At 49.9% G+C, this 15,522-nt stretch carries 19 protein-coding genes; 6 read left to right on the top strand and 13 right to left on the bottom strand.

Annotated features, from left to right (window positions below):
• Positions 1 to 57 precede the first annotated feature (57 nt).
• From EDM56_RS20225 to EDM56_RS31225, 4 genes are read left to right on the top strand one after another with little or no spacing between them, the layout of a single operon-like run.
• Positions 58 to 1,134, top strand: a complete 1,077-nt coding sequence (locus EDM56_RS20225) for an ABC transporter ATP-binding protein (RefSeq protein WP_281274972.1) — start codon at positions 58 to 60, stop codon at positions 1,132 to 1,134.
• Positions 1,131 to 1,988: a spermidine/putrescine ABC transporter permease PotB gene (gene potB / locus EDM56_RS20220; protein ID WP_122919729.1), complete on the top strand. Its 858-nt coding sequence runs from the start codon at positions 1,131 to 1,133 to the stop codon at positions 1,986 to 1,988. The genes EDM56_RS20225 and potB overlap by 4 nt, the downstream gene beginning before the upstream one ends.
• Before the next feature lie 3 nt (positions 1,989 to 1,991).
• Positions 1,992 to 2,771, top strand: coding sequence for an ABC transporter permease (locus EDM56_RS31230; protein ID WP_148040407.1), 780 nt, complete (start codon positions 1,992 to 1,994; stop codon positions 2,769 to 2,771).
• 28 nt (positions 2,772 to 2,799) lie between these two features.
• Complete coding sequence (locus EDM56_RS31225; protein WP_148040406.1) at positions 2,800 to 3,882, top strand: polyamine ABC transporter substrate-binding protein; 1,083 nt, start codon at positions 2,800 to 2,802, stop codon at positions 3,880 to 3,882.
• 122 nt (positions 3,883 to 4,004) lie between these two features.
• Here EDM56_RS31225 and EDM56_RS20210 read toward each other — a convergent pair whose 3' ends face one another.
• From EDM56_RS20210 to EDM56_RS20190, 6 genes are all read right to left on the bottom strand, one after another.
• The gene (locus EDM56_RS20210; protein ID WP_122919728.1) at positions 4,005 to 4,577 is read right to left on the bottom strand and encodes a nitroreductase family protein; all 573 of its coding nucleotides are present in this window, start codon (positions 4,575 to 4,577) and stop codon (positions 4,005 to 4,007) included.
• A gap of 274 nt (positions 4,578 to 4,851) precedes the next feature.
• Positions 4,852 to 6,222, bottom strand: coding sequence for a putrescine aminotransferase (locus EDM56_RS20205; protein ID WP_122919727.1), 1,371 nt, complete (start codon positions 6,220 to 6,222; stop codon positions 4,852 to 4,854).
• A 700-nt stretch (positions 6,223 to 6,922) separates the two neighbouring features.
• The gene (locus tag EDM56_RS32100) at positions 6,923 to 7,045 is read right to left on the bottom strand and encodes a hypothetical protein (RefSeq protein ID WP_281274971.1); all 123 of its coding nucleotides are present in this window, start codon (positions 7,043 to 7,045) and stop codon (positions 6,923 to 6,925) included.
• A complete protein-coding gene (locus EDM56_RS20200; protein WP_122919726.1) occupies positions 7,042 to 7,290 on the bottom strand; it encodes a CDGSH iron-sulfur domain-containing protein in 249 nt (82 codons plus the stop codon). Before EDM56_RS20200 ends, EDM56_RS32100 begins: the two co-directional genes overlap by 4 nt.
• 10 nt (positions 7,291 to 7,300) lie before the next feature.
• Complete coding sequence (gene kapB, locus EDM56_RS20195) at positions 7,301 to 7,690, bottom strand: kinase-associated lipoprotein KapB (RefSeq protein ID WP_246009464.1); 390 nt, start codon at positions 7,688 to 7,690, stop codon at positions 7,301 to 7,303.
• Between the two features lie 6 nt (positions 7,691 to 7,696).
• A complete protein-coding gene (locus EDM56_RS20190; protein ID WP_122919725.1) occupies positions 7,697 to 8,905 on the bottom strand; it encodes an alanyl-tRNA editing protein in 1,209 nt (402 codons plus the stop codon).
• Positions 8,906 to 8,988: 83 nt separating this feature from the next.
• Here EDM56_RS20190 and EDM56_RS20185 point away from each other — a divergent pair, with 83 nt between their 5' ends.
• Positions 8,989 to 9,384, top strand: coding sequence for a DUF2203 domain-containing protein (locus EDM56_RS20185; RefSeq protein WP_122919724.1), 396 nt, complete (start codon positions 8,989 to 8,991; stop codon positions 9,382 to 9,384).
• Here the strand turns inward: EDM56_RS20185 and EDM56_RS20180 are convergent.
• From EDM56_RS20180 to mnmA, 7 genes are all read right to left on the bottom strand, one after another.
• Complete coding sequence (locus EDM56_RS20180; RefSeq protein WP_122919723.1) at positions 9,364 to 9,603, bottom strand: group-specific protein; 240 nt, start codon at positions 9,601 to 9,603, stop codon at positions 9,364 to 9,366. The genes EDM56_RS20185 and EDM56_RS20180 overlap by 21 nt on opposite strands.
• Before the next feature lie 122 nt (positions 9,604 to 9,725).
• Positions 9,726 to 11,012, bottom strand: coding sequence for a glycoside hydrolase family 18 protein (locus EDM56_RS20175; protein ID WP_122919722.1), 1,287 nt, complete (start codon positions 11,010 to 11,012; stop codon positions 9,726 to 9,728).
• Positions 11,013 to 11,074: 62 nt separating this feature from the next.
• Positions 11,075 to 11,380 (bottom strand): thioredoxin family protein, encoded by a 306-nt coding sequence (locus tag EDM56_RS20170; protein WP_246009463.1) that lies wholly within the window; start codon positions 11,378 to 11,380, stop codon positions 11,075 to 11,077.
• A 19-nt stretch (positions 11,381 to 11,399) separates the two neighbouring features.
• Positions 11,400 to 12,095: a hypothetical protein gene (locus EDM56_RS20165; protein ID WP_122919721.1), complete on the bottom strand. Its 696-nt coding sequence runs from the start codon at positions 12,093 to 12,095 to the stop codon at positions 11,400 to 11,402.
• A gap of 129 nt (positions 12,096 to 12,224) precedes the next feature.
• Positions 12,225 to 12,737, bottom strand: a complete 513-nt coding sequence (locus tag EDM56_RS20160; protein ID WP_122919720.1) for an ACT domain-containing protein — start codon at positions 12,735 to 12,737, stop codon at positions 12,225 to 12,227.
• Positions 12,738 to 12,764: 27 nt separating this feature from the next.
• On the bottom strand, positions 12,765 to 13,091 hold the full coding sequence (locus EDM56_RS20155; protein WP_122919719.1) for a hypothetical protein: 327 nt from the start codon (positions 13,089 to 13,091) through the stop codon (positions 12,765 to 12,767).
• Between the two features lies 1 nt (position 13,092).
• Positions 13,093 to 14,196: a tRNA 2-thiouridine(34) synthase MnmA gene (mnmA, locus tag EDM56_RS20150; protein ID WP_122919718.1), complete on the bottom strand. Its 1,104-nt coding sequence runs from the start codon at positions 14,194 to 14,196 to the stop codon at positions 13,093 to 13,095.
• A gap of 229 nt (positions 14,197 to 14,425) precedes the next feature.
• Between mnmA and EDM56_RS20145 the strand changes: the two genes are divergently transcribed.
• Positions 14,426 to 15,295, top strand: a complete 870-nt coding sequence (locus EDM56_RS20145; protein ID WP_122919717.1) for an AraC family transcriptional regulator — start codon at positions 14,426 to 14,428, stop codon at positions 15,293 to 15,295.
• Positions 15,296 to 15,522: the final 227 nt, after the last annotated feature.

The raw sequence follows: 15,522 nt of genomic DNA, 5'->3' as shown, positions 1-15,522 counted from the left end.
GTGGCACTATTCTTGCTTATTTCAAATATTCAGTCTTTACTTTAGGGAGGGGTCTCGTTGTCTCAGCACATGGTCGAATTACGCAATATCGTGAAGAGATTTGATCAAAACACCGTCGTATCAAATCTCAATCTCGATATTCAGTCGGGGGAATTCATCACCTTACTTGGTCCCAGCGGTTGCGGGAAAACTACTACCTTGCGGATGATCGCCGGTTTCGAGCACCCGACATCCGGAGAAATCATTCTGGATGGCACGCATGTCGAAAATTTGCCAGCATACGAACGCAACGTAAACACCGTTTTCCAAAACTATGCACTTTTTCCTCATCTCAATTGCTTTGAAAATGTGGCTTTCGGCTTGCGCGTGAAAAAAACATCCAAAGCCGATATCCAATCGCGCGTCATGCAGGCGCTCAAGCTAGTGCAGCTGGAGTCGTTTGCGAATCGTCGGCCTGATCAATTGAGCGGTGGCCAAAAGCAGCGGATCGCTATCGCCCGCGCCCTCGTGAACAACCCAAAAGTGCTGCTCCTCGACGAGCCGCTCGGCGCGCTCGACCAAAAGCTGCGGAAGCAGATGCAAGTGGAATTGAAGCATTTGCAAAAACAGCTTGGCGTTACCTTCATTTTCGTCACGCATGACCAAGAAGAAGCGCTTACCATGTCGGATCGCATCGCAGTCATGAACAAAGGGAATTTGGATCAAGTCGGGACACCGAGCGAGATTTACGATCATCCGATGACCACATTTGTTGCCGAGTTCATCGGCGAAACCAACCTGCTGGCGGGTAAAGTACTCAATCTTAGCCAAGGGCAATTGACGCTTGAATGCGACGGGCTGCAGCTGTTTGCCCATACCGACAAGCCGGACTTTGCGGTTGGCAACGAGATCAATTTAGCGATTCGCCCTGAGCGCGTTGCGCTTAGCAAGGAAAAGGTTGACGGCCATATTAATATTTCGGCCCGGATGCAGGAACGCATCTACTCTGGCGGTTTCACCAAAACGATCATGGCCCTTCCTGACGGCAAGGAATTCATCGCTCAAGAAAAAACGGACCAGCTCCTTTCGCTCGTGGAAGGTGATGAAGTCAACATCAGCTGGAATCCTGCACAAGCGGTGGTGTTGAAGCGATGAAACGGCACAAAGACTATGGGGTAGTCTGGACGATTTCGCCAGTAGCAATCTGGATGACGGTCCTGTTCGCTATTCCCCTGCTGCTCATTCTCGTCGTCAGCTTCATGAGCCGCAGCTCGTTTGGTGGAATTCAGACGCCGTTTACTGCTGATAACTATGTCCGCTTTTTCGACCCGCTCTATCTCAAGATTCTTTGGGTCTCCTGCGTTAGCGCCTTCTTCACGACGGTCTGCTGCCTTGTTCTTGGTTATCCGTTTGCCTATATTGTGGCACGCGCGCCGGAACGTTGGCGCAATCTGTTATTGATGCTGGTTATCGTTCCCTTTTGGACAAACTCGCTGATCCGGACATATGCATGGATCGTGCTGCTTCGAACAGAGGGTGTCATCAATACGTTTTTGCTCAAACTCGGTTTGATTGACGCACCAATCTCCATGCTTTACAATGAGACTTCTGTCGTGATTGGACTTGTATATACCATGCTTCCATTTATGATTTTGCCGCTGTATGCATCGATTGAAAAGCTGGATAAAGGATATTTGGAAGCCGCTGCCGATTTGGGCGCCAAACCGGCAACCACGTTCCTCAAAATTACGTTGCCGCTTACGATGCCTGGGATTGTCGCTGGTGCGATCCTTGTTTTCATACCATCGCTCGGCCTGTTCTTCATTCCAGACCTGATGGGCGGTAGCAAAGCCGTGTTGATTGGTAACTTGATCAAAAATCAATTCCTTACCGCACGGGACTGGCCATTTGGTGCTGCATCCTCTATTATTTTGATGGTGCTGACGCTCCTGATGATTTTGGTCTACATGCGCCTTTCCAACGACAAAAGTGGCAAGGAGTTGAGATAAGCCATGCGCTCTACATTTAGCAAAGTTTCTACCGTTGTCTATGCATCGCTCATTTATCTGTTTCTCTACTTGCCCATCGCCATTCTATTCATCTATTCGTTCAACAAGTCAAAATTGAACGCTGTTTGGACAGGGTTCACATTTGACTGGTACGTCAAACTGATGCACAATAGCGATGTGCTCGATGCCACGTATACCAGCTTGCTGGTTGCACTGGTGTCCACGGTGTTTGCAACGATGATCGGAACACTGGCTGCTGTCGGGATGTACCGCTACCATTTCCGCGGAAAAACAGCGTTGGATGCAATGTTGTATCTACCGATTGTCATTCCAGAGATCGTCATGGGGATTTCCATGCTGGCATTGTTTGCCCAGCTCAAAGTTCCACTCGGTTTTTGGACGTTGGTTGCTGCCCATATCACCTTCTCGATCCCATTCGTCGTCGTCGTTGTAAAAGCAAGGCTGGACGGCTTCGACAAGAGCATTGAGGAAGCAGCGATGGACTTGGGGGCAACGCCATGGCAAACATTCATCAAGGTCACACTGCCAGTCATCGCACCAGGCGTGATCGCTTCTGCTTTGCTCGCGTTCACCCTGTCAATCGATGACGTGATCATCAGCTTTTTCGTGGCAGGCCCTGGCAGTGCAACACTGCCGCTCAAGATTTTCTCAATGGTTAAATTCGGTGTTACACCGGAAATCAACGCGCTCTCTACCCTCATGCTGCTGGTTACCCTATGCATCGCGATCATGGCAGAGCGCATTCGAATGAAGAAAGGCTGAGATAGAAACATTGGAGGGGTTTTTCGTTATGAAAGCAAAATGGAAGTCATTGGCACTTACAAGCATCGCAACGCTCAGTTTGACTGTAGCTGGTTGCGGTTCATCCTCGCAGGGGGGCGCTGGTGAACAGACCGCATCGGGTCTGGACAAAGAATTGAATGTCTTTAACTGGTCCGAGTATTTGCCAGAAGAAGTCATCAAAAAATTCGAGGACAAGTATGGCGTAAAAGTCAACTACACCACCTTCTCCTCCAATGAGGAAATGCTCGCCAAAGTATCGGTTGGCGGCGGCATGTATGACTTGACGATGGCCAGTGACTATATCGTTCAACCGATGGTCAAGCAAGACATGATTGAGCAAATCGACTTGAATAACGTGCCGAATTTTAAAAACCTCCTCGAAGATTATACCAACAAGGATTACGATCCAGGAAACAAATACTCGATCCCGTATATGGGTAACACGATGTCGCTCGGAGTGAACCCCGATACGATCGGAACCGAGATAAAAAGCTACAAAGACCTGTGGAAGCCTGAACTGAAAGGCAAATTGGTTGTGCTCGATGACCAGCGTTTTGTTTTGGGCATGGTTTTGAAAACTTTGGGTTATTCTGCCAACGATACCGACCCTGCCCATCTGGATGAAGCCAAGAAAAAAATGATAGAGCTGATGCCAAACATCAAGGCTTTTGACAGCGACAGCCCGAAAACGCTCCTGATCAATGGCGAAGCGTCCGCCGCTTTGGCGTGGGGCCCTGAAATTGCGCTTGCGCAACGCGACAAGCCGCAAATTAAAACGATCTTGCCGGAAGAAGGCTTGATCATCACATTTGACAACTTTGTCATTCCAAAAGGTGCAAAGCACAAAAAGACCGCAGAAGCGTTCATCAATTTCTTGCTTGATCCAGAAATCAGCGCGGAAATCGCCAAATCGTTCCCGTACATCAACCCGAACAGAGAGGCGCGCAAGCTGATCGATAAAGCGACACTGGATAACATCGCGATCTACCCACCTGCTGAAGAAATGAAGCGCGTGGAAAGCATCAAAGACATCGGAGATGCTGTAAAAGAATACGACCGCGTATGGTCCGAAGTGAAGAGCTCCCAATAAGCAAGCTATGTAGCGAGACCATCAAAAAACACCTGCAACGCTGACTATGCGTTCAGGTGTTTTTTTCATGCAGACCGCGTCTCCGCCAAAAAGCATGGCGTAGCCAGGTTTGCTAATGGCGGTTAGTTATCCAGCCAAACGGTCTTGTCAGCAATCGAGGCACGCGACGATTTTGGCACGGGCATATCCGGATACCCAATATAGAGCAGACCCAGCACTTCATCCTTCTCCTGTAAACCAAACGCCTGCTTCATGCGCGGATGATATGTGGGATGGCCCGTACGCCACACAGCGCCAAGGCCAAAGGCGTGAATAGCCAGCAGCATGTTTTGAATCGCCGCATTCACCGCGCCAATCTCTTCAATCGGAACGATCTGTGGATCTTGGTTTGGCGTTACGGCCACTGCAATGACCAATGGCGCGCGAAACGCCTTCTCATACTGTTTACGCAGCGATTGCTTGGCTTCCTCGCTGTCCGGGTCTCTGAGCTCTTCCCGCGCGATATCGGCGTATGCCTCGGCTAAATGCTTGCGCCCCTCCCCTGTCATGACAAAAAACTTCCACGGCTCTGTATGACGATGGTTAGGCGCCCACGTTCCCGCCTCCAAAATCTGTTCAATCTTTTCCTTTTCAACTGCGTCCTGCTTTACCTTCCCGATACTGCGTCGGGTTTTTATCGCTTCCAGCACATCCATTCTCGTTCATCCTTTCCATCGCCGTCCAATGTGCTCTTTTACTCTGCAATATACGGCAAGCCAATCGGCGTTGTGATTTCTGTAATGAGAATGATTCCCTTTTTCAACATTTTCATTATACCCTGCCTGGTGTTACTGTCAACGTTTTTGTACTGTCTACGGAGTTCATGCTCTCTCGTATACCCGCAACATATGCATGGCGAACCTATTTTGGCTCTTGATGCAAGTGCAATGAAAAAAGCAGAGGGCGATGAATCCCCTCTGCTTTTCTTATTTAGGAAGAATGGCTGACTGCGCGTTCTTTCGAGAGCTGTGCGATGCCCTCTTCGATGCAGGTCAACACGTAATCGATCTGCTCATACGTCATCACCGCTGGCGGTTCGAGACGGATGACCGTCGCGTTGTTGATGGTGCCGCCCACTAAAATCTTTTTGGTAAACAGCTGTTTCGCCAACGTGAAGCCCAGCTCATTCGTAGCAAACTCCATACCGATCAGAAGACCCTTCCCGCGCACATCCACCAGTACATCCGGGTAACGCTTCTGCATTTCATGCAGATGCTTCATGAAGTAATCGCCTTTCTCCTTGGCGATTTGGGGAATGTTTTCTTCCAAAATCGCGCTGATCCCGGCGATTGCCCCTGCGCAGCAGAGTGGATTGCCGCCGAAAGTAGACGACCCGAGCAGGAACGGATTCTCCTCCATCTTTTTCCACCATTTTTTCTTCGCGACCATCGCTGCGATCGGCATAACGCCGCCGCCAAGCGCTTTGCCAAGCGTCATGATATCTGGAACGACACCCCAATGGTCCACGCCAAACATGGTCCCTGTACGCCCCATACCGGTTTGCACTTCATCAACGATCATCAAGCATTCGTACTTATCGCAAATTTCACGCAGACGCGGTAAGTAGTTATCCGGCGGGATATTAATGCCGCCCTCGCCTTGAATGGGCTCAACGATCACACCCGCAACCGTTTCCCCAGTCGCAATCAGCATGCGAATCGCTTGCTCGACGGCGTCTGCATCTCCGTACGGTACGTGCTGGAAGCCTGGTACGAGCGGGTGGTACGGCTCACGGAACGTCGATTTACCGGAAGCAGAGAGCGAGAACATCGTTTTTCCGTGGAAGCCTTTTTCGGTAGAGATGAAGCATTTTTTGCCTGTTGCCAGACGCGCCAGTTTGAGCGCCATCTCATTTGCTTCCGTCCCGCAATTCACGAGATAAGAATGCTGGAGATCGCCTGGTGTAATGTAGGCAAGCAGCTTGGACAGATAGCCGCGCAGCGGGTCAACCATCTCTTGGCTGTGCAGCGCGTAGCGGTTCAATTGGGCCTGTACGGCGGAAACAACTTTCGGATGGCGGTGACCGAGCAAATAAACGCCGTAGCCGCCAAGACAGTCAATATATTCGTCTCCCATTGTGTCGCGGAAAACAGCTGCTTCATCTTCCCATTCAACAACGGAGAAATCATTGGATACCGATTTTCTGTGTGCTAAAATGGCTTTCGTCACATAGTTGCTGAAATTGTCCACCGAGTCTGCGACGATTTTTTTCTTTTCGTCAAGAGTTAGCTTTTCGCTTTCAATGTATCCCAGGATTTCGCTCGCCAGGTTGATTGATTCTTCTCTTGATTTTCTTTCCATCTTTTCACCTTTCCTTAAAACCAGTTTTTGTTTCTGCACTTTTATACAAGCAAACTCCGTGCCAACGTTCTTTTTAATGGTTTTGGGGTCATTTCGCGGTAAAAAGACACGATATTCGCGGTTATGAAGTGCTTTTTCCCATTTTATTTGAGAAACGCTTCTCAAAATCGAGAATTCATAAGCGAATCGTAATACGGGCCTTGGCTTGCATGTACTTTGTTCAGATGCACCATAGGAAAGCGGCATTGCTTGTTTTTGAGCCGCTCCCGTCGCATTCGTTTAACCTTGTCAAACATTCTTACATTTGAGAAAAAAGGCAAGAAAACGCTTCCTATAAGCTCAAGAAGCAGGTTTGTCTTATTTGCATATGGAAAAGAAAAAAGCTATCCCCGATAAAGAATAGCTTTTATTGCTTCTGGGGAGCCTTCCAGCCTCACATTACTCTTTTTCTTGAAGCAGTCCCTCTGGAATTCTCGCATCCCAATCTGTAGGGATATCCAATCGTAGTGCATGTGCGACGACGGCGGCCGTGTCCATGTTTTTCACGTTGGATAGCTCGTTGCCTTACACGATGAAAGACAGGAAAAAGCAGCTTGCTGTATACACGACCGAATCACTTTCACCTGCACCAAAAAGCCCCTTACAATCAAGTAAGGGGCCCTGTTAGCGTATGCCATGAGGAGCGTCAATGGCAGGACAGCTATGGCTTATAGGAAATCATGAACAAGACCATGGCGATCGCACAGACCAAAATGGTACCCAGAAACGCCCAGATGACCAGGAGATTGTTCCGGTTGTTCTGTTCCTTTTTGGGGTTGCTCACTCTTCTTCACATCCTTTGTTATGTGCACCGTCACACCAGGGCAAGCGCCCGGAACGGCCGCAACCGCATACGCGTACGGTTTTGGTCTCTTCGATTTTGACCAGATACGGGCGTTTTCCCGTCTCCTTTCCGTTATGGGAACCGTCGCAGTACGGTGCTTCCTCTGTCAAGCCGCAAGCACAATACATTTTCAGTCCTGGTTCCTCGACGATTACATATGGTTTATTTTTGTCATACATGGCCATCGTGCTATAGTCATCCCTTCGGGAAATAATCCGTTTTCAAGTTCTCCAGTTCAATCAGACAGCGTTCTGCAAAACGAGATGGCAGTGCTTGGGTCCAATGGGCAATCTCTTTTTCGAGCGCTTCGCGCAGTGTCGCTTGATAGTCGGGAATGCTCCCTTCATACACCTCGATCGCTTGGAGCGGTACCCACACTTTTTCCAAATAGGCAAGCGCCCGCCGTTGATGAAACAACACGACATCGGCCTGGTTGGGGTTATGTAAGTCTCCTTGTGTTGGGTGCTTGGTGACGCCAAGCGTTTTGAGCAGCGCCTTGCTTCCCGCAATCTCGACGACTTCCGCTATGTATGCACCCGTCTTATGATGGGCTGCAACCAATTGTCCTATGTTCGGCATCATCATCTGCCCTCACTCCTCACTTGTTTCAATCAATCCACTTGCATGGACCAGCAATTCATCCGCAGGCTTTTGGCTTTCTCCGCCCCCTTGGGCAGTGGTGAGAGACCCTCCGCCTTTGCCGTCGATCAGAACCAGCGTCTCTTTCAATAATGCGTTCATCGCCAGCTTCACGTCCGTTCCGCGCGAGAATACCAGCTGCGTTTTGGCTCCCGTTCCCGCCAACAGGGCGATTGCCGCCGGGTTTTGCGTGCAAATCAACTGTGCAAGCTTTTGCAGCTCCTGGATCGTACGGTTCGCGAATACTTGCTTTACGACCAAGTAGCTGCGCACCGGCACCGCGGTATTCAACAGCTCGCGCGCTTCCTGTTCCAGCTGCAGGGATTTGAATTCTCCAATCTGGTATTCAAGCTCCTTGCGCTCTGCAAGCAGCCGCGTAATTTGCGCAGGCAGCTCAAATTCCTGGGCTGCCAACAGGCGAGTCAGTTCCTTGATCACCGTTTGCTTTTGACCGAATGAAGCCAGCGCGCGCAGGCCACAGACGAATTCGACACGGGTGTTCCCTTTCGCCTTCTCCCAACCGAGAATTTTGATCATGCCTACTTCCCCTGTGCGTGCGGGGTGGGTGCCTCCGCATGGGTTGTAATCAAATCGATCGATCGCGACGATCCGGATGTTTTCCGTCACTGTCGGCGGTTTGCGCAGCGGCATCGCAGCCAGCTCCGCTTCATCGACAAAACGGGCCGTAATATCGCGATTCTCCAGCACGATTTGATTGGCCAGCCGCTCGACAACCTGCGCTTTTTCGGCTGACAGGTCGCTTGTCGCGATATCGATCGTAACCGTTTCGCGCCCAAGGTGAAACGCAACCGTCGGCGCCTCGATCAGTTCATCGAATGCCGCAGACAAAATGTGTTGGCCTGTATGCTGCTGCATATGGTCAAAGCGGCGTTCCCAATCAATCGTCCCGGTAACTTCCACAATTTCATCTGCCAAAGGCGCTGCCAATCGATGGCGTATCTCGCCATCCACTTCTTCGACATCGACAACCGCGACGTCCGCAATGTAGCCCAGATCGGAAGGCTGACCACCACCCGTTGGGTAGAACGCCGTCTGGTCAAGCACAACATAGCTTGTCCCGTCGGCTTCCTTGCCGCGACTAATGATTCCCGCTTGGAATGTTTGCAAATATGCATCTTCATAATATCGTTTTTTCGTCATAGCGTCTCCTTTACGTCAGGCACGTTCAAGCATGGTAAAACACTCGCTATTTCGAGTATAATCCAAGACAGGAGGTGCAACAAATGGCAAAACGTTATTTTACCTTGGACGAGGCAAATTCGCTCCTTCCCTTTATGCAAGGAGAGCTCAGCTTCATGCAAATGAAACGATCGGATTTTCTTCGTGCCTATAAAGAACTGCAAGTCATCAAGCAGCAACCACAAGCAAAAACCAGCCAGCTTGATGAGACAATCTTTAAGCTGGAGTGCTCGATGGAATTCATGCAGTTAGAAATCCAGTTGCACTTGGACGCCATCCATGCCAAAGGCATTCAAGTGAAAGATATTGACATCGGTTTGATCGACTTTCCTGCTCTCATAGATGGAGCTGAAGTGCTTTTATGCTGGAAGCAGGGGGAGCCTAGCATCTCGCATTACCATGGGCTCTATGATGGATTTTCAGGACGTAAGCCCTTGTAATAGTGTCTTGAATTGTGCGTCGCGTTCCAGCCTGACTGCATCCTCTGCCAAATCGTACTTTTTCAGCAGATGGAACAGCTGATTCAAAATCTCTTGCTCAAGAGGTTGCTGCAAACACGCCTGTAGCTGTAGAACGATGTCGGAAGGCAAATACGCTTTCTGCTCCTCCAGCTTACTCGAAACGTCTTGCAGACTGTGGTTGAGTCGGCATTCTCCCATACGTCAAACCCCTTTCTACTTCTTGCATACAGTTTCACTCTATTGTACAGGAAAAAGAAAAAAGTCTCCTACTGAATCGGAGACCAAATGTGTCAATTTCGATCGTAAACAAGCTTTTTTCTTCACACTCGTTTTGTCACACGGAAGTTAGATTCGATCAAGAGCCAGTTTTGCGGAAACGGAAAGCCGAGCCGCCAATAGCTGACGCCGCGGATGCCAAGCTCTTTGACCAATTGAAACTTGGCCTGAATGGACCGTGCATCCTCGAACCAGACCTTATGTTCCTTGCCGTCAGCATCGGTATAGTTGAAATTGGGGGCCTGGGCCTTGGTATCGTACGAAATGGCTACCTGCTGTTTTCGAGCCAAGGCGATCGCTCCCTGCGGGCTGATCGCTTTCGCTTTTGTCCCGCGCACGAAAGGCAGCGTCCAGTCATAGCCGTACAAGTTTTGTCCCATCATGATTTTTTCTGCCGGAATCTCTGTCTTGGCATACTCCAACACACGGCGTACCGAATTGATCGGCGATACCGGAAGCGGCGGCCCTCCGCTATAGCCCCACTCATAGGTCATGATGATGACGAAATCAGCGACTTCCCCATGCACTTTGTAATCGTGTGCAGTATACCATTCCCCCGCCTGTGCAGCACTCGTCTTCGGCGCCAATGCGGTGGAAAAAAGCAAGCCTGCATTGTGAATCCGATCGGCCGCTTTCCTCAGAAAACGGTTATACGCTTCCCTATCGTCCGGTGCAACACGCTCGATATCAAAATGAACATCACGGAAGTTTTGTTCTTCCGCCGTTTTTAAAATTTGCGTAAGCAGGCGGTCTTGCAGCGCATCATCATGCAAAACTACGTGTGCCAGTTCCGTGCTGAATTGGTCATGCTCCAGATTGATGACCACCATTGACATCGCGACATGATTGTTCCTTGCAATCGCAAAAAACTCATCCAATCCCGGTGGCTTCAGCGTACCGTCGCGTTGGATCGCGTACCCAGACGGACCGAGAAAGGTGAGCTGCGGCGCTGCCTTTCGCGCCTCTTCCTCTACCAGTTTGCTGACCCTACCGTAATGGGTATCTGCATAGGCATAAATATCCGCGTTGCGTCTTCTCCCTGGCGGAATGTGCAGGCGCTGCCCAACTTTGAGCGGCCGGTAGAGCGACATGCCGTTCGCCTCCGCAATTCTTGCCATCGGGATCCCAAACTGCCGCGAAATCTTATACAGGCTGTCCCCTGCCTTCACGGTGTAATACTCGCCAACGATCGGAATCACCAATGCTTCACCCACAACCAACTGATACGGCTCTGGAATTTCATTGGCATCGATGATCCGGTTCGGATCGATTTCGAATGTTTGGGCAATGCTGTTGACGGTTTCCCCCTGTGCTACCACATGGATTTGCATGTTCCTCCTCCTCGACACCTTCTATCTACCTGTATATGATGCGAGGGGAGGATGGGTGTCTATCACGACAAGAGCGCCATCAAGTCAATCACGGATTTCATTGCATACTCCTGCTTGATTAACTCTCCTTGCCGAAATACCATCAGGCAAGGAACACTCTGAATTTGCCACTGCGACGCCAGCTGCGGCATCACATTGATGTTGCATTTGAACAACGCAGCGCCGGGCAGCATTTGCAAGACGACATGAAGCATCCGTTCCGTTGCTTTACACGTACCGCAAAGAGGTGTATACACGAAAAGAGTGAAAGTTGCCTGCTGGAAAGCGCGTTTTTCCTCCAGCTGGTCATAGGTGAGTTCCTTGATCACAACTCTTCTCCATCCCTCATCAATCTTTGACTACGATCCGAAAGACGATCGCGTATTTTGCTTTTCTAACATCCTCCAAAATCGAGCCCGTCGAGCTTAAGCTATGTTCATCCGTTGCCTGGAACCCCCATACGGCTAGACCTGTGTCCTCGCCAGCCTGTGCAGGGCCTTGCAGCGCCATCAGGCTTGATAGCTGGAATGAAGGGTGCTTTTCTGCTGAAAATTCATTTGTCACTGTGCCTTGTTCATCTGTCAAAGTGAATTTGATATCGTAGCGTTGCTGGTCTCCTTCCGTCTTAATCCCGGATACGGCGGCAATGAACTCCCCGTTATACATGCCTTTCGATTTTTCACTCGGACGATCCAAAGGTGATTCAGTAGAGACGAGCGTTTGTTGCTTTTTCCCGTTCTCCCACAGCTCGACATCCACGCCAATCGTATTTTTGTTCCCTGAATAGGTGAATTTCACGCCACCTGACATTGATCCGACGAAAGGCTGGTACTTTTTCTCTTCACCAGTAAAAAGCTGCTCCGGTTCCGCACGGATGATGCCTTTTGCCGGAACGCTCGTTTCCTTAGCCGTGGTCGATGTGGCAGGAATTCCTGGTGTCGCCCCGCTCGCGGGCGTGCTGGGTTGCTCTGTATCATGGTTCGTGCAAGCCGTCAGCAGCCATGCGGCTACCAGCATCACACACCATGCGCTGCGCATGTTCATCGTGAATTCCTCGCTTTCTTACTACGATCGAAGGTGAAACAAGCGTTTGCAGATTCTGGAATCATCATACCTTTTGATAACACATGGCGCAATAAAAAAGACCAGCAATCGCCGGTCCTCTCTTGATGTTTATTGCAACGACACAACGCGGGTGACTTGCGGCAATCGCTCTACCTCCGCCAGAACAGGCGCCGGAATTTCTTCATCCGTCAGCGAAATGAGCAGGGCCATTTTCCCTTTTTGTTCGCGTGACACATTCAATTTGGAGATATTGATTTGGCTTGCCGCCAAAATCCGGGATACATCAGAAATGACGCCGGGGTAGTCTGTATGATACACGAGTACGCCGTGTGAACCAGGCGTGATCCGGCACGTGCTGTAGCCGATCTCGCTGATATAGGTTTCACGGTAATCGCGCGCAAACGTATATTTTTGGCTACCTACCTTCAGCACAGCCAGATGATTGGTGTATTCACCCGAACTGTATTGTACGTTTACATCCGCATTCAACCCTTTTTTCAAGGCGTTGGTGATTTCTTCGCGATTCTCATGCGCCAAAATCGTCAATACAGCACCTTCCACTTTCGGCTCGAAACGGTGGATCAATTGTCCCAATACGGTTAGACCTGCAAACTCAGTCATTTGTATGCCCTCTCTTCCCCATGCAGGCTACTCATCGATTTGCCATGCCTCCGGTTCTTGCTTGATGGAGGAATGATTGATTGCACAGTACCAAGCCGTCTTGGTTCCTCCATTTTTTGTATATGTGATTTTGTAGACGTTATTCCCTTTGCCCGCTTCTTTAAACGGACTGGTGTCCGCTTCTACGACTTCAATCAATTTGACGACGCCGCCATGTTCGCCGATGACCCGGGTGATCTCTTGCTTGTGCACGCCTTCGATGTTTCGGACTGCCATGAAGCCGGTGTACCCGACCAATACGGCGAAGGTTACCAGACCGATTACGAAAATCTTTGATTTGGTCGTTGCATTCACACTATCCCAATCCCTTCACTTGATCGATCGTACCTCCGCCGAGACATTCTTCGCCACGATAGAAGACGACAGCCTGTCCCGGCGTTACTGCTTTTTGCGGTTTGGCAAATATCACTTCACATGTTGCATCTTCGCGCAGATGTACGGTAACCTCCTGATCAGGCTGGCGATAACGGAACTTCGCTGTACAGGTGAAAACTTGTTCTTTCGGATGATCGCTCACCCATGACATATTGGTGGCAATCAAGCTGGTTGAGAAAAGGCGCGGATGGTCGGAGCCTTGACCTACAATCAGCTGGTTGGTTGGCAAGTCTTTGTCGACCACGAACCACGGTTGATTGTTGTCGCCAAAGCCACCGCCGATCCCAAGCCCTTGGCGTTGGCCAAGCGTATAGTACATCAACCCGTCATGACGGCCAATGACCTCACCGTCCACGGTGACGATATCACCCGGCTTTGCAGGCAAATAGTTGCTCAAAAATTCGCGGAAATTTTTCTCGCCGATGAAGCAAATTCCGGTGCTGTCTTTCTTTTTCGCGGTCGCAAGCCCAGCCCGCTCCGCAATTTCGCGAACCTGCTGCTTGGGCAAGTGTCCGATAGGGAACATGGTTTTGGCCAGCTGCTCTTGCCCCAGCACATTGAGGAAGTACGTCTGGTCTTTGTTTTGATCCACGCCGCGCAGAAGCTTGTACTCCCCGTCGATTTGCTCGACACGTGCATAATGGCCGGTCGCGATATAATCTGCGCCCAGATTCATCACTTTGTTGAGCAGCTCGCCGAATTTGATCTCACGGTTGCACATGACGTCCGGATTTGGCGTGCGCCCTGCCTTGTACTCTTCCAAAAAGTATTGGAATACCTTATCCATATACTCTTTTTCAAAGTTGACAGTATAGTAAGGGATACCGATTTGGTCGCATACGCGGCGAACGTCTTGGAAATCCTCTTCCGCCGTGCAATGACCAAACTCATCGGTATCATCCCAGTTTTTCATAAAGATGCCGATCACATCATAGCCCTGCTCTTTGAGCAGCAAGGCCGAAACAGAAGAATCGACGCCGCCAGACATCCCGACAAAGACGCGCGTCTCTTCAGGTCTTTTCATAGAAAACCCGCTTCCTTTCTCTCTTACATAAGCTTGCTGGCTATCATTTTGAAAGCCACCTATAAGCTTATCATGTTTTAAGCGGAAAAGCATGTTCGGATGCACGGTTTGACCCTAGCAAAGTGCAATTTTATTACCGTTCGGTACAAAAATCAGCACACAATATCAAAAAAACAGCAGGAAGTTGCGCTACAATGATGAAAAAAACGACTGCGGAGGCGCTTGTTCCATGGATTATTATCAACGCATCCAAAACGCTATAGACTTTATCGAAAACCATCTGCAAGACGAGTGCGGGATTGTCGATATCGCAGCAGCGGCTTGCTTCTCTCCTTTTCATTTCCAGCGCTTGTTTCAGGCGATCACCGGTTTCTCGGTACAAGCCTATATTCGGCAAAGACGTTTGACGGAAGCAGCACTGCAGCTGAAGGAAACCGACGCGAGTATCCTCGAAATCGCACTCGGTGCTCAATACGGCTCGCAGGAAGCATTCACACGCTCTTTTGAGAGCTGGTTCGGCACGACGCCAGCAAAGTACCGGAAGGAATCGCCCCCGCTGAAGCTGACCGGCAAAATGGATTTCCTGTCCTTCCAAAACCGTTTGACAGGCGAATTGACGATGAACAAACCCATGATCCATCGTATGGACAAAATGCTGATTACCGGTTTTCCGTACCACACCACACTAGCAGATGAGCGGTATTTTTCCGAAATTCCCCGGTTTTATCACGATTTCGGCACAAACGAACGCTATTCGCACATACCTAACAAAAAAGCACCCGCGATCTCGTACGGAATCTCGTATGATTTTCAGGATGATGGCCGCTTTTCCTTTCTGGTTGGCGAGGAAGTAGAAACGTTCGTCGAGCCACTCAGGTATGGTCTAATCAATATGGAGCTTCCCGCAGGCACGTATGCGGTGTTTACCGTGATTGGCTCGGTGGAGCTCGTGCAAAATACGCGGCGATACATTTATGGAGTGTGGCTGCCTGCCGCCAATTACGAGCGGGCAGATGGTCCGGATTTTGAAGTGACGGATGTGATGCGTTCCATTTATCCGCATGCGATGCGAATGAAAATTTATATTCCGCTCGCTTGACTGCTTGCATGAATGGCGAATAACGTTCCCACTAAAAAACACCTGCCGATGAACTGCACCCCAATTGTTAGACACATAACAATTGGAGGTGCAGTTTTTCTATGGCTAAATTTACTATAGACGATAAATTGTCAGCGGTTCATCGCTATTTAGAAGGAACTGAGAGTTATGAATCGATTGCCTTGTCTTTAGGCACGACCGCAAGTGTCGTCCGTAACTGGGTGATG

Origin of the sequence: Brevibacillus fluminis (assembly GCF_003710825.1) — a bacterium.
GTDB classification, from domain to species: domain Bacteria; phylum Bacillota; class Bacilli; order Brevibacillales; family Brevibacillaceae; genus Brevibacillus_D; species Brevibacillus_D fluminis.
This window is presented reverse-complemented; position numbering and strand designations above follow the sequence as displayed.

Bases quoted from the DNA above. Each gene is read 5' to 3' on its own strand.
- potB (WP_122919729.1), top strand. From the start codon at position 1,131: ATGAAACGGCACAAAGACTATGGGGTAGTCTGGACGATTTCGCCAGTA.
- EDM56_RS31230 (WP_148040407.1), top strand. From the start codon at position 1,992: ATGCGCTCTACATTTAGCAAAGTTTCTACCGTTGTCTATGCATCGCTC.
- EDM56_RS31225 (WP_148040406.1), top strand. From the start codon at position 2,800: ATGAAAGCAAAATGGAAGTCATTGGCACTTACAAGCATCGCAACGCTC.
- EDM56_RS20210 (WP_122919728.1), bottom strand. From the start codon at position 4,577: ATGGATGTGCTGGAAGCGATAAAAACCCGACGCAGTATCGGGAAGGTA.
- EDM56_RS20205 (WP_122919727.1), bottom strand. From the start codon at position 6,222: ATGGAAAGAAAATCAAGAGAAGAATCAATCAACCTGGCGAGCGAAATC.
- EDM56_RS20200 (WP_122919726.1), bottom strand. From the start codon at position 7,290: ATGGCCATGTATGACAAAAATAAACCATATGTAATCGTCGAGGAACCA.
- kapB (WP_246009464.1), bottom strand. From the start codon at position 7,690: ATGATGATGCCGAACATAGGACAATTGGTTGCAGCCCATCATAAGACG.
- EDM56_RS20190 (WP_122919725.1), bottom strand. From the start codon at position 8,905: ATGACGAAAAAACGATATTATGAAGATGCATATTTGCAAACATTCCAA.
- EDM56_RS20185 (WP_122919724.1), top strand. From the start codon at position 8,989: ATGGCAAAACGTTATTTTACCTTGGACGAGGCAAATTCGCTCCTTCCC.
- EDM56_RS20180 (WP_122919723.1), bottom strand. From the start codon at position 9,603: ATGGGAGAATGCCGACTCAACCACAGTCTGCAAGACGTTTCGAGTAAG.
- EDM56_RS20175 (WP_122919722.1), bottom strand. From the start codon at position 11,012: ATGCAAATCCATGTGGTAGCACAGGGGGAAACCGTCAACAGCATTGCC.
- EDM56_RS20165 (WP_122919721.1), bottom strand. From the start codon at position 12,095: ATGAACATGCGCAGCGCATGGTGTGTGATGCTGGTAGCCGCATGGCTG.
- EDM56_RS20160 (WP_122919720.1), bottom strand. From the start codon at position 12,737: ATGACTGAGTTTGCAGGTCTAACCGTATTGGGACAATTGATCCACCGT.
- mnmA (WP_122919718.1), bottom strand. From the start codon at position 14,196: ATGAAAAGACCTGAAGAGACGCGCGTCTTTGTCGGGATGTCTGGCGGC.
- EDM56_RS20145 (WP_122919717.1), top strand. From the start codon at position 14,426: ATGGATTATTATCAACGCATCCAAAACGCTATAGACTTTATCGAAAAC.